This is a genomic window from Deltaproteobacteria bacterium (genome assembly GCA_016709225.1).
In the GTDB taxonomy this organism is placed as follows: Bacteria; Myxococcota_A; Polyangia; order Nannocystales; family Nannocystaceae; genus Xiheibacterium; species Xiheibacterium phototrophicum.
Map to the genome: position 1 here is coordinate 1,035,588 of JADJEE010000002.1, position 13,219 is coordinate 1,048,806.

General features: G+C 72.4%; 11 protein-coding genes. 6 read left to right on the forward strand and 5 right to left on the reverse strand.

The annotated features are described in order from the left end of the window. Positions 1-62 precede the first annotated feature (62 nt). Complete coding sequence (locus IPH07_18520) at positions 63-2,012, reverse strand: protein kinase (GenBank protein ID MBK6919393.1); 1,950 nt, start codon at positions 2,010-2,012, stop codon at positions 63-65. Beyond that, complete coding sequence (locus tag IPH07_18525) at positions 2,009-3,826, reverse strand: serine/threonine protein kinase (protein ID MBK6919394.1); 1,818 nt, start codon at positions 3,824-3,826, stop codon at positions 2,009-2,011. The genes IPH07_18520 and IPH07_18525 overlap by 4 nt, the downstream gene beginning before the upstream one ends. A 217-nt stretch (positions 3,827-4,043) precedes the next feature. On the opposite strand from IPH07_18525, the gene IPH07_18530 reads away from it, so the two are divergent. Continuing rightward, complete coding sequence (locus IPH07_18530) at positions 4,044-4,739, forward strand: hypothetical protein (GenBank protein ID MBK6919395.1); 696 nt, start codon at positions 4,044-4,046, stop codon at positions 4,737-4,739. Between the two features lie 25 nt (positions 4,740-4,764). Here the strand turns inward: IPH07_18530 and IPH07_18535 are convergent, their stop codons facing one another. After that, positions 4,765-5,280: a hypothetical protein gene (locus IPH07_18535; GenBank protein MBK6919396.1), complete on the reverse strand. Its 516-nt coding sequence runs from the start codon at positions 5,278-5,280 to the stop codon at positions 4,765-4,767. 281 nt (positions 5,281-5,561) lie between these two features. Between IPH07_18535 and IPH07_18540 the strand changes: the two genes are divergently transcribed. Further along, on the forward strand, positions 5,562-6,530 hold the full coding sequence (locus IPH07_18540) for a ribulose phosphate epimerase (protein ID MBK6919397.1): 969 nt from the start codon (positions 5,562-5,564) through the stop codon (positions 6,528-6,530). 126 nt (positions 6,531-6,656) lie between these two features. Then, positions 6,657-7,070, forward strand: coding sequence for a hypothetical protein (locus IPH07_18545; GenBank protein ID MBK6919398.1), 414 nt, complete (start codon positions 6,657-6,659; stop codon positions 7,068-7,070). Positions 7,071-7,114: 44 nt separating this feature from the next. Here IPH07_18545 and IPH07_18550 read toward each other — a convergent pair whose 3' ends face one another. Together IPH07_18550 and IPH07_18555 are read right to left on the reverse strand one after the other, a co-directional pair. Beyond that, a complete protein-coding gene (locus IPH07_18550) occupies positions 7,115-7,966 on the reverse strand; it encodes a hypothetical protein (protein MBK6919399.1) in 852 nt (283 codons plus the stop codon). A 201-nt stretch (positions 7,967-8,167) separates the two neighbouring features. Further along, positions 8,168-10,135 carry a radical SAM protein gene (locus IPH07_18555; protein MBK6919400.1) on the reverse strand — a complete coding sequence of 656 codons (1,968 nt, stop codon included), beginning with the start codon at positions 10,133-10,135 and terminating at the stop codon, positions 8,168-8,170. Positions 10,136-10,248: 113 nt separating this feature from the next. Here IPH07_18555 and IPH07_18560 point away from each other — a divergent pair, with 113 nt between their 5' ends. From IPH07_18560 to IPH07_18570, 3 genes are all read left to right on the forward strand, one after another. Beyond that, positions 10,249-10,959, forward strand: a complete 711-nt coding sequence (locus IPH07_18560; GenBank protein MBK6919401.1) for a pseudouridine synthase — start codon at positions 10,249-10,251, stop codon at positions 10,957-10,959. A gap of 215 nt (positions 10,960-11,174) precedes the next feature. Then, the gene (locus IPH07_18565) at positions 11,175-11,600 is read left to right on the forward strand and encodes a peptidoglycan-binding protein (protein ID MBK6919402.1); all 426 of its coding nucleotides are present in this window, start codon (positions 11,175-11,177) and stop codon (positions 11,598-11,600) included. A 6-nt stretch (positions 11,601-11,606) separates the two neighbouring features. Beyond that, positions 11,607-13,214 (forward strand): hypothetical protein, encoded by a 1,608-nt coding sequence (locus IPH07_18570; protein ID MBK6919403.1) that lies wholly within the window; start codon positions 11,607-11,609, stop codon positions 13,212-13,214. Positions 13,215-13,219 lie beyond the last annotated feature (5 nt).

Consider the following 13,219-nt stretch of genomic DNA (forward strand, 5'->3'; position numbering starts at 1 on the left):
AACCGCCGGAGGCTGTCCAATCGATCGCGTGGCGGCGAGACATCCGCGTGCCGCGCGACGCGTCACTCGCCGTCCAACGCCTGCAGTGCTGCGGCAACCCAGCGCTCGTGCTCGACGCCCTCGTCGCGCACCCGCAGACCCATGGCCACCGCGCGCTCGATCAGCGACGCGCCGTCGAGCAGTCGACCGAACGCCGCCGCGCGGGCGTCCTCGAGCACGCGCAGGCGAGCCAGTCGCAGGCGGATCGCCGCACGTTCGTGCTCGGGCTCGGCACGCGCCTCGCTGCGTGCGATGGCGCGGACGAGCGCGCCCTCGTCGAGGGTGGCGAGCTCGCGATCGATCTCGTGCACGCGCCCGGCCTCCCGCTCGATGAGCGCGACCAAGCGCTCGATCGGCGCGGTCACCAGATCGATCTCGGCGCGCTCACGATGGTGCGTGAGCCGATGGTCGACGAGGTTCTGCAGCGCCAGCGCGAGCTGGGCGATCCGCGGGCGCACGTCGGCGGCGGTGTCGGCCGTGAGCAGCGCGGCCAGGCGCGCGACCCACGGGTCCGAGGCCGGCAGCGCGGCCGGTGCGGCCCGCAACCGCAGCAACGGGTCGGGGCTCGGTCGGCGGCGTCGACGACGGCGCGCGAACGCGAAGGCGACCGAGAACGACAACAGCAGCACGAAGATCGCGAGGATGCCGTTGCCCGCGAGCAGGGCCGCACCCGCGGTGAGGGCCCCGGCGCCACCGATGATGGCCGCGACCACCGGCGCGCGGGTGCTCGGCCGATCGGGACGGATGCGCGTGGCGATGCCGCGCGCCTCGAAGTAGCGCTGCAGCTGCGTCGCGGTCGCGGGCGTGAGCCGGCCGAACAGCTTGGCTGGCAGGCGGATGCGGGCCTGACGTTCGCGCTTGGAGTACATGCGCTCGTCCCCGATCAGGAAGTCGAGCGGCGGTAGCTCGCCGTCCGCGATGGTCGCGAGAGCATCGCGCAGCCGCTGCGCGAACTGTGCCTCCTCGCTGGCCTTGGGCAACACCAGCATCTGGACGTCGAGGCTGTCGGGCGCGGCGTGGCCGAACTGCACGGCCTGGCGTCCGCACGACAGGCACAGCCGCTGGCCCGCACGCACGTCGGCGCCGCAGGCCTGACAGCGCACGTGCGCGAGCGCGACCACGGCCCCGCCTTCGAACAGCTGCAGCCAGTCCTCGACGCTCGCGGGTCGGCGATCCGGGTCCTCGCAGAGCGCCGCCGCGATCGCGCCGTCGATGACGGCACCGAGCTCGGGCCGCAGCTGGCTCGCCGCGGGTGCCGGTGTCGCGGGGCGCGTGACGGCGCCGACGTCCCCCCACGGCGCAACCCCGGTCAACGCGACGTGGGCGAGCACGCCGAGGCTGAAGAGATCGGCGCGGCGATCGACGGTGGTGCGTCGCAGGCACTCGGGCGCGGTGTACGGCGAGTCCTCGACCAGCAGGCTGGCGGCGGTGCGACTCGACAGCGTGTCGGTGCGCGAGAGGCCGATGTCGACCAGCACCGCGGCCGTCACCGCGTCGCCGTCGGTCTGAATCACCACGTGACGGGGCTGGAGATCGCGGATGACGAAGCCGCGGGCGTGGACCTGCGCGACCGCGGACGCGACGGCGCGCACGAGCGCGAGCGCCCGCTCGATCGACGCCGGCGTGTGTTCGAGCAACCATGCGTCGAGCGTGACCCCGGGCGGCTGCCGACGCAGGCGCCACGGCGGAGCGGCCTCGGGGTCGCGGGGATCGGGCGCGGGCCCGGTGGCGAACGGAGCCTCGTGGGCGGGCACGTCGAGCGCGACCATGCGCTCGACGTCGTCCACGAAGCGTGCGCGCACGGTGGCATCGCGCGCGAGCTCGGGGGCCAGCTGCGCGAAGCTGGCCTCGACACCGTCGTAGGACACGCTCCAACGCAGCTCGCTGCCGACCCTGCGCGCGCCCGTGAGCGGCTCGAGACCGGAGGGTGCGCCGATCGGGCGCGGCGCCGCGGCGGCGATGGTGGCACTCACGACTGCACCTCCTCGAGCGCCTCGACGTGGCCCCGCAGGGCCGCGAGGGCGTCGTCGCCGTCGCGATCGTGCTGCGCGTGCACCCGGGCGAGGCGCAGCTCGATGGCCTCGAGCTCGGCGAGCACGCGCTGCAGACGGCCGGCCCACAGGTCGCGCTCGCGCAGCAGCTCGCGATCGGCCTGCGTGCCACCGCCCAGACCGGTGCCGAGCGAGCGGTCGAGGCGATCGAGGGTGCCCGCGGCCGCGGTGGCGGCATCGACCGCGCGCGCGAGCTCGTCGACGAGCTCGTCGCCCCGCAGCTGCGGGCGCAGGGCCAGGGAGATGGCACGCTCGGCCACCGCCCGCACGGTGTCGCGATGGCGGCCGGCGGTCACGGCCGGCAGCGCCGCGACCAGCCGCTGCAGCGCGGCGTCGAGCGCCGCCGGCACTGGCGTGTCGCCCTTCGCGACGCGGGTGACGGTGCGACCGGCCGCGAAGGTCACACCGAAGACCATGCCGAGGCCGGCGATCGCGAGGCCGCCGAGCCCCGGCAGCGAGTGGATCACGCCGGCGCTCGAGGTCGCGACGATGAGCGCGACGCGACCGTTGAGCATCATCGCCTTGCGGCGCATCGCCGGCAGCGACAGCGCGGCAGCCTCGGTCGCGAGCGCCTGCAGGCCCAGCGATCCGAGCGCGGTCGCGACGGCGGCCGCCTGCGCCTCGCTGAGGCCATCGACGAGTACGAACGGCAGGCGGGGGATTCGCTTCTCCAGCGCGCGACGGGCCTGCAGCCGCAGCCCCGGCTCGTCGCGCAGGAACGCGTGCAGCCGCAGGCGCAGCGTGTTGTCGAGCTTGTCGCCGACCTCGCCCGGCCCGGTGACGATCACGCGCGAGCGACCCGGCTCGTGGCGCAGCAGCGCGCGCCCGCAGTGCAGGCACGCGGCCACCCCCGGCACCAGCGGACGCAGACACGCGGCGCAGCGCGGACGATCGCCGTCGTCGCGCAGCGCCAGCGAGATCGACTCCCCGGCCAGCAAGCGATCGAGCGCCTCCAGCACGGCCCCCGCCGCCTGCGGGCGAGCGCTGGGCGCCTTGGCGAGCAACGAGGCGACCAGACCGCGCAGGCCGGCGGTGATTTCGGCGGGCAGCGCCGGGGCATCGTCGTCGCGATGGGCTCGCAGCACCGCGTGTGGGGTGGCGCCGGTGAACGGCGGCGCGCCGGTGAGCAACTCGAAGGCGATGCAGCCGAGCGCGTAGAGATCGCTGCGACCATCGACCGCGAGCGGGTCGAGGCACTCGGGGGCCATGTAGTCGGGCGTGCCCAGCACGCTCAGCGCGTCGCGATCGCCGTCACCGAGCGAGGCGCCGCGGGCCATGCCGAAGTCACCGATCTTGGGCACGCCCGCGCTGGTGACGAAGACGTTGGCGGGCTTGAGATCGCGGTGGATGACGCCGTGTTCGTGGGCATGGGCCAGGCCCGCCGCGATGCCGCGCAGCAGCGCCATGACCTCGTGCTCGGGCAGGCGATCGCGACGCGCGACGAGCTGCGCGAGTGTCGGGCCGTCGACGAACTCCATCAGCAAGACCGACTCGCCCTCGATGGTCTCGATGCCGAGCACCTCGACGATGTGCGGGTGGCGCAGACTCGCCGCAACCCGTGCCTCCTGGACGAACCGCGCCTGCGCGGCCGCGTCGCCGCGGTGCGACGCGTGGAGGATCTTGCCCGCCAGCGCGCGCTCGGCCCCCTCGATGCGGACCACCCGACCGACCGCGCCACTGCCCAGGACCTCGCCGATGCGCACGTTGGCGGCGAGTCTGCCACGTGGGTGTTGCAAGTGCGCGAGGGCGGAGCTCATGTCGACCGGCGCGAGGTGCCCATCTTGGAGCTCCGACCCCGCCGACGATGGTTTTGTTGCGGGCGACCGCGCCGGCGGCCCGCGGGGACTGCGGGCACAACGGTGAGACAGGGGTGTATCGTGGCCTGCGATGATGGGCGCGGCGGCATCCACGACGCACCCGCGGCGACGGGCGGCTGGTCTGCTCACGTGCTGCGTGGCCGTGCTCGCTTGTGGCGCGCCCTCCGACGACGCGGACACCGGAGCGCCGGCGCCGTTCGAGGTCGAAGCCACCTGCGCCAGGCCCGACGGCGTGACGACCTCGCCGCATTCGATCGGCGAGGTGGTCGCGCTGGTGAACGCATTGCCGATGCCCGTGACGCTGACGTGCGTGCTCGAGGTGCTCGATCGACCGCTGTCGCTGGTGGCCGCGGTGTCGCCGTTCTCGGCCCAGCCCAGCGAGGATCCCGACAGCCCCCGCCTGTTCATCATGGGCGACGCGCTGATCATGACGGTGGTGCCGATCGGCGACGGCTCGCACGGCCTCGAGCTGGCCGAGTTCACCGCGCCCGGCCGCTCGCTCAAGGGTGAGATCGGGTTCCCCGTCGAGGCCCCCATCGACGACGCGGAGCCCTACCGCCACGTCTTGATCGGCGGCGTGAACGGCTGCGGGCTGTGCCACCTCGACGAGCAACTCGAGCTCCAGCTCGGTGACGTGCCCGCGTACTCTTCGATCGCGCTCGCCCCCGAGCCCGAGCGCATCGTGAGCCCCGCGTTCGTCGAAGCCTACGCGCGCGACTGCGACGCCGAGACCGAGCCCGAGCGCTGCGGCCTGCTGGCCGCCGTCTTCGGCCACGGCACCGTCGTGCCGGGGCACTTCGACGTCGAGACGCCGGTGTGCCTGACACCGTGAGCCGACGGCGCCCGCGCTCGCGCGCTCACACGCTCACGCGCAGCGACGGCTGCGCGAAGTCGACGCGCTTGCGCAGCTGTCGATGTCCGCGACGCAGCGTGAAGGTGAAGCCGTCGTCTCCGAGCCCGGCGATCGCAGTCTCGAGATCGGCGCCATCGCGCAGCGGATGACCGTCGAGCGTCTGCAGCACGTCGCCGTCGCGGAGATCGAGCCGCGTGAGCAGGCCGTTGGCGCCCTGCAGCCGCAGGCCATCGGCGACCGGCGCGAGCGTGGTGCCGCGGGCGAACGGCATCGGCTCGTGCAGCAGCGCCACGCGATCGATGGTGCAGCGGTTGCGACTGCGACAGTGCACCGCCGTCGGGCCCTGCGCCGGCGTCGTCGCGGTGACGTGGGGCGAGCCCACGTAGACCGGGCCGATCGTGACCGACGTCGGCACCTCGGGCGCGAGCAGGGCGTGCACGAGCACGCCAGCGTGCATGCCGATCGCGACGCAGGCGGCGGCGATGAAATTGTGGAGCGGTCGTCGGGCTGGCTGCTGCATCGCATGCCCGACAGAGCAACGTGCGTGCCAAGGGGGCCTGGGGTGACGCGTCGCGAGGGCTTGGCGATCGCCACGGCCGCGGACCCGCGCCATCGCGGCGCGCGGTCGACCCGGGCCACGACATCGCGTCGCGGCGGCCCGCGGGGCCGGCATCGGCGAGCGCGGCGCCGCCGTGGCCTCAGCCGCGCAAAATCCCGCATAACCCCCGTTCACACGCGCCTTATCCCAGGCTTGTTGGATTTGGTTGTCTCCCGCGCGCAGACCTGCCTACAGTCCGATCCATGCGGACGCTCTCCATCGCCCAGACCGGTTCCCTCTTCGCTTCGACCACCCTCGTACTCGCCCTCGCGGCCTGCGGTGCGCCGAAGAACGACGAGACCTCTGCGACGTCGCCCTCGACGACGCAGAGCAACACGACCGACGACACCGATACCGATACCGATCCGTCGGCGAGCGACACCGGCACCTCCAACGATCCCTCGATGGGCTCGATGACCACCGCGTCCGACGACACGACGACCACCGACGCGACCGCAAGCGCAACGGCCGGCGTGTTCATCATCGATCCCGACGGTGGCGGTGTGAGCAACGAGTGCGATGTCTGGGCGCAGGACTGTCCGAAGGGCGAGAAGTGCATGCCGTGGGACAACGCCGGCGGCAACTCGTGGAACGCCACGCGATGCAGCCCGCTCGACGCGGCGCCGGACGCCGTCGGTGACACCTGCACGGTCGAGGGCAGTGGCGTCAGCGGCATCGACAGCTGCGACATCGGCTCGATGTGCTGGGCCGTCGACGGCGAGACCAACATGGGCACCTGCGTCGGCTTCTGCATGGGCACCGAGGCCGCGCCCGTCTGCCCCGACCCGGCCACCGGCTGCTCCATCACCAACAACGGCGTGCTGATCCTCTGCCTGCCCTACTGCGATCCTCTTCTGCAGGACTGCGGCACCGAGGAAGCTTGCTACCCCGAGCCCAACGGCTTCTTCTGCTCGCCCGACGCGGGCGGCGAGACCGGTGGCTTCGGCGACCCCTGCGAGTTCCTGAACGTCTGCGACCCGGGCCTCTTCTGCGCCGACGCGGCGACCGTGCCGAACTGCATGGGCTCGACCGGCTGCTGCAGCGAGTACTGCGACACCAGCGATCCGGCCGCGACCTGCATGGGCCAGGGCCAGGAGTGCACGCCGTTCTACGACGCCGGCCAGGCCCCTCCCGGCTACGAGAACGTCGGCATCTGCATCATCCCGCAGTGATGCGCCAGCGCTGACGCGGCACCACCAAAGGGGGTGCCGCGGCGGCCGCACTGGTCGAAGAGGGCCCCAACGCGGGCCCTTCTTCAATTGCGGTCACTGCACGGCAAAGCGGCTACCTTGGCGGCGATGACCGACGCGAGCTCCGACGGTATCCCTGCGGTGTTGCTGGCTGCGCTGCCCCGCGAGGCCCGCAGCACATTCACGCGAGCGTTCCCCGCCGAGCCCGCGACCGCGGCATGGTTGCGCAACCGGCTATCGGTGCAGGGCGCCGACGTCGAAGATGCGGCGCGCGAACGCGACGTCGTCGACAGTTCGCTCGCCGACAGCATCGCGCTGCGGCTCGACAAGGCGCTGGCGGGCTACGGCGCGATGACACGGGTGCAGCAGTCGGTGCTGCACGCGGCCATCGAGTACTTCGTGCTCGAGCACGACGGTGAGGCCGACCTCGACTCGAGCCACGGCTTCGAGGACGACGCCGCGGTCGCGAACGCATGCCTGCGCTGGCTCGGGCTCGACGCGTTGCTGGTGCCCCGGCGTTGAGGTGGCGGCCGCGCGCCCGGGTCCGCGCCGCGGTCGCAGCGACGTCACGGGCGCGTCGCGGTCCAGGCGACGTGGCGCTGGCAATCGGGCGCAAGCATCGACTGGAGATCGTCGACGATCCACTTCGCGGCCGCCGGCGCGTTCGGAAAGGCGAGCTCCATCGGCTTGGGCGCATCGTCCGGCGCGATCGTGGTGTCGCCGCTGCCGGGGAAATCGAGCCGCAGCAGCGCGGCCTCCGGGCAATTGGGCGTCGGACAGGCGTCGAGCACATGGGGCATGACGGCGAAGCCGGGGAAGACCATGTCGCTCGGCGATTGCGTCAGACTGAGAACGTAGTGGGGCTCCATGGCGCCGTCGTCGAAGACCGCCAGCCCCTCCCACGCGCACACGCTGTCGACGGTCGTGCCCCACAGCACGACGTGCGCGCACTCGGGCAGCACCGGCAGCGCGACACCGGTGATGGTGATGGTGAAGGGACTCCCGACGCACAGGTCGCAGCCCCCGCAGTCGACGATGCTCAGTGAGCCGACTCCCCGCTCGAGCACGCCGTACAGCTCGAGGACCTCGCACGACGCGTTGATGTCGACGCCGTCCTGCACCACGGCGATGCCGAGCTCCAGCGGCTCGGGAAGCGTGCACGCCGGACCCATGTCGGCCGCGTGACCCGAGCTGCCGTCTTCGCTCCCGGTGGTGCTCGACGAGACGCCGGTGGTGCCCGACGACGCGTCCGCGGACGTGACGGGCGTGGTGCTCGCCTCGCTCGCGGTCGCCGAGCCGCTGCCCTGCGAGGTCGTGGTGCCGTCGCCGGTGGCCGACTCGCCGCCGCCGAACAACGGGTTCGGGCGCGTGCATGCGCACGCGATCACCACCGCCATCGAGGCACCACGCACGCCCATCACACAACTAGCGTAGCCGCGGCGCACCGCCTTCGACTAGTACCTCGACACAGGGATTGTGATGGGTCAGAAACGCCGTCATGGCCGCGACTCCGCAAGGCGCCGTGCCGCCGGAATACCGGGCGTATTTCAAGGTGCGGCAACGCAGCGAGGCGCGGTCAGGGCGGTGTCATGGCCCGTCACAATCGCTGTGTCGAGGTACTAGCCCTGCGCGAGCGCACGCGCGATGACGTCGGGGGCGACGGTGGGGGCGGGCAGCGACGGGCCCTCGCGGCGGCGCGCCCGGCTGCCGCGACCGCCGTGGGCACGATCGCGTCCGGCCGCCTGCGCGGGGGCTGTGAACCACGTCCGAACGTCCCGCTCGAGTCCCAGGCCGTGCATGTAGTTGTAGACCGCGGCGCGCAGTCCGGCGGCGAACGCATCGTGATCGACGCCGGTCGGATCGGAGAAGGGCAGCTCGTTGCGGGCGAAGCGTGGCGCACCGCTGGGGGCCGCGGCGCGCAGACGGATGCCGAACGTCTGCGGGTCGCGCCCGATCGGGCTGTGGGCGGTGGCGGCGAACCGGTGCCAGAACGCCGACTGCAAGCAACCGGCGGCGAACAGCTGCCGCACGCGCTCGAGCGCATCGATGGTGTCCTGCGCGGTCTCGCCGGGGAAGCCGTACATGAGGTACGCGTGCACCATCACGCCGGCGCGTGTGAACGCATCGGTGACCCGCGCGACCTGAGCCACGCTCACGCCCTTGTTCATGCGCTCGAGCAGGTGATCGGAGGCGACCTCGAGACCGCCGCTCACTGCCACGCACCCCGCAGCCGCGAGCGCGCGGGCGAGCTCGGGCGTGAACGCCTTCTCGAAGCGGATGTTGCCCCACCAGGTGATGTCGACGCGACGCGCCCGCAGTCGCTCGGCGAGCGCCCGTAGCCCCGCCGGCGGCGCCGCTTCGTCGACGAAGTGAAAGCCGGTCTGGCCGGTCTGCGCGACGATCTGCTCGATGCGATCCACCAACACGTCCGCCGCGGCCGGCTCGTAGCGTTGGATGTAGTCGAGCGTCACGTCGCAGAAGCTGCAGCGGCGCCAGTAGCAGCCGTGGGCGATGGTGAGCTTGTTCCAGCGCCCGTCCGACCACAGGCGATGCATCGGGTTCAGCATCTCGAACAGCGAGACGTAGCGATCGAGCGGCAGCCCCTCGTAGTCGGGCGTGCCGGCGTCGCGCAGCGGGATGTCGTGGAGCGCGGGGTCGCTCTGCATCACCACACGGCCGCCGCGACGCTGCATCGTGCGCAGCAGCGGCGCGTCGGGCTGCGACAGGCGCCCGAGCAACGCCAACAGCGGTCGCTCGCCGTCGTCGAACGTGAGGTCGTCGATCCAATCGAACAGCCGCGGATCGTCGAGCTCGCGCAGCTCGGTGTTGACGTAGCCACCGCCCATCGCGATGCGCACACCCGGCCAGCGCGCGCGGAACACCCGCGCCATGCGGAGTGCGCCGTAGAGGTTGCCGGGGAACGGCACCGACAGGCCCACGAGATCCGGCGCGGCGCCGGGGCACAGCTCACCACAGAGCGCGTCGAGCAGATCGTCGACCAGCGTCGGCGGCCCCTGCAGCGCCGCCAACATCGGCTCGAAGCTGCTCGCGGACGAGGCCAGCGTCTCGCCGTAGCGCGAGAGCTCGAAGCGCGGATCGATGCCCTCGCGGATGGCGTCGGCGAGATCGTCGATGAACAGGCTCGCGAGGTGCTTGGCCCGATCGGCGAGGCCGAGGTTGCCGAAGGCCCATGCCATGGGGTCGTCGTCGTCGTCGTCGGCCGCGAGCGCGGCGAAGCGCGGGCCCTCGGGCAACCACTCCCGTCCGACGATGCGCAGCGCCAGCGTGGGATCGCGCCCCTGCAGGAACCGCACGACCGCGTCGACGCTGTCGCGAAAGCGGGCACCGTGGGCGCGTACGAACGCCACGCTCGCGCTGGCGTGCGCGGCCGGCAGTGCGTCGACCACCCGCGCGATCCCTTCGCGGCAGAACAACCGCAGGAACAGCTCGATGCTGCCATCGACCTGCGCGACCGCGATCTCGGGGGCATGACGTCGCAGCGTGCCCATGAGGTAGGCCGTGGCGGGATACGGCGTGTTGAGCTGCGTCATCGGCGGCGTCAACAACAGCAGGCGCGGCGACGACATGCGGGGCGAGTGGCAGCGTAGCAGCCACCGCGGCGCAACGGGACCCTCGTCACGCGCGTGCGGGTCGTGTCGGGCCGCACGCTTGGGTAGACTCCGCGGCGGTCGGAGCCCCCTTGCGACTCAACAAGTACCTGGGTGAGAGCGGCGCGTGGTCACGGCGCGGCGCCGACACGCTCATTGCGCAGGGACGCGTGCAGGTCAACGGCGCGGTCGCGGTGCTCGGCACACAGGTCGCCGACGGCGACGTCGTGACCGTCGACGGTGCGCCGGTCGGACGTCCGCGCAAGCTCGAGCGCCCGGTCTACATCGCGCTCCACAAGCCCGGCGGCATCACGTGCACCACCGAGCGCCACGTGCACGGCAACATCGTCGACTTCGTCGGGCACGAAGAGCGCATCTTCCCCATCGGCCGTCTCGACAAGGACTCCGAAGGTCTGATCTTGCTCACCAACGACGGCGACATCGTCAACGAGGTGCTGCGGGCCGAGCACGGCCACGAGAAGGAGTACGTGGTCGGCGTCGATCGCCGCGTGACCGACGACTTCGTGCAGCGCATGGCCGCGGGCGTCGACATCGGCGACGCGGTGACCCACGCCTGCCGGGTCTGGCGCAGCGGACCGCAGACGATCCACATCGTGCTCACCCAGGGCCTCAATCGACAGATCCGGCGCATGTGCGCGACGCTGGATCACGGCGTGGTCGCGCTGCGTCGCATCCGCGTGATGCACATCGAGCTCGGCACGCTCGCGCGCGGCCGCTGGCGCGACCTGACGGCCGACGAGGTCGCCGGCCTGGCCCCGCCGCCCGAGCGACGACGACCCTGAAGCGCCCGCGCGCGCCGATCGTGGTCGGCACGATCCCCGCGCGCGGCGGTGCGCCAGCGTCCGATCGGCCAGTACGGCGGTTCGGCGCGCGCACGGGCGGCGAACACCGCTCGCGCGGTGCAGCGGCGGCGCGCCCCCGGATCCACGCGCGGGGGATCCACGCCGCGCCACGCTCGACACTGGCGAGCACGCGCCGGGTTTGCCACCATGCGCGCGTGAGCGTTGCGATCGAAGCTCCGCCGACGTCGTGGCTGAACCTCGAGTTGGTCGACAGCGCCGGCACGGCGCTCGCGGATCGGCCGTACACGCTGCAGTTCGACGACGGCGTGACCGAGCACGGCGCGCTCGACGAGCGCGGTCGGCTGCAGGTGCGGGTGCCGGCGGGGGCCCGCACCGCCCAGCTGGTGGTGGCGTACCGACGCTTCGCGCTGACGCTCGGTGGCCTGCCCGCGCCCGAGACCGTCGCCGGCGCGCAGGAACGGCTCAACCACCTCAACTTCTTCACCGGGCCGGTCGACGGCGACGCCGGGCCCATGACGCGCTCGGCGATCGCCTCGTTCCAGCGCCAGGCCCAGCTACCGGACACCGGCCTGCTCGATGCCGACACCGCCACCGCACTGCGGCGCGCGCACGGGAGCTGACGCGCGATGGATGATGCGACCACGCCCGACGCGGTCTCGTTCACCGTCGCGCTCGCCGATGATCCGCTCGGCCCCAGCAACCGTGTCGTCGTCTTCGATTGGTTCGCGCACCCCAGCGTGCCCGGCGCGCTGACGCCCGAGGCCACGCCGCCCAGCCCCGAAGCGATCGCCCCCTACTCGCCGCCACGCGGGGGCAATCGCGTCGAGGTCCTGGTCGACGGCGAGGCGGCATGGGCAGCCGTCGCCGACGCGCTCGAACACGCCACGCAGGAGATCCAGATCGCGACCTGGATGTGCCGCCCCGACAGCGAGCTACGGCGGCCACTTGCGGACGCGCTGACCGAGCCCGACGCGCGCGCGGAGCAGACCATGGGCGCAATCCTCGAGCGACGCGCCCACGCGGGGGCGCGCGTGCGACTGTTGATCTGGGGCATGGTCTACACGCCGATCCTCGATCGCTGGATGCGACGGTGGTTCTGGCGCGGGCACGACAACATCGACGTGCTCGAGCAGGACCACCCTGGCATCACCGGCAGCTATCACCAGAAGACGCTCACCGTCGACGGTCGCATCGGCTTCTGCGGCGGCATGAACATCAAGGAGAACGACTGGGACACCACCGCCCACGATCCCTGGGACCCGCGTCGCTTCCCCCATCGCAGCGATGCCTGGACCCGCGAGGCCGCGGTGCGACGACAGTCGCTGCCGCCGTTCCTGCCGCGCCACGATCTGATGGTGCGACTCGAGGGGCCGGCGGTCGGCGACCTGGTGCTCAACTTCGCCCAGCGCTGGCAGCAGTCGCTCGCGGCCCGGCGCAAGAGCCCGACCGCGAGGCTGGTCGACGCGATCCGGACCCGGCTGGGCAGCGATCCCAACGTCGAGCTCGACGCCGCCGCGCCGGCCCACGCCGTCGCCGGCGACACGTGGGTGCAGATCGTCCGCACCACACCGGGCGGCGAGGACGGCATCCTCGCCGCCTACGAACGCGCCATTCGCAACGCGCGACGCTACATCTACATCGAGAACCAGTACTTTCGCAGCCCGGCGATCGGCGAGGCCATCGCGCGCGCGATCGTTCGCAACCCTCGCTTGCACGTCGTGGTGGTGGCGTGGCCCATCAAGGACGGCGAGGTCTCGTTCCTCGATCCGAGCGGCTACTACACCGCCGCCACCGCGACCGCCATCCGGACTGCCCGCCCGGACTTCCAGCTCACGCGGCTGCTGGTGGCGGCGGATCCCGCCGCGGGCGGCCGCACATGGGTGCCCATCGACGTCCACGCGAAGGTGATGATCATCGACGACGAGTGGTTCACCGTCGGCAGCGCCAACGTCAACGATCGAGGGTTCCGCACCGAGGCCGAGATCAACGCGGTGGTGGTCGACGCCGCGCTGGCCACCGACCTGCGACGGCGCCTGATGGCCGAGCACCTGCTGCTCGCGGCCGACGACCCCCGGCTCGACGATCCCGACGCCGTGTTCGCGCTGTGGCACGCGCACGCGCTGGCCAACGTCGAGGCCCGTGCGCACGAAGGCGAGCCGGTGTCGCGCGTGCACTACTTCGAGCAACAGGCCCCACCGTGGCCACCGTTTCGGATCGGGCCCGGCGTGTTCTGACGCGC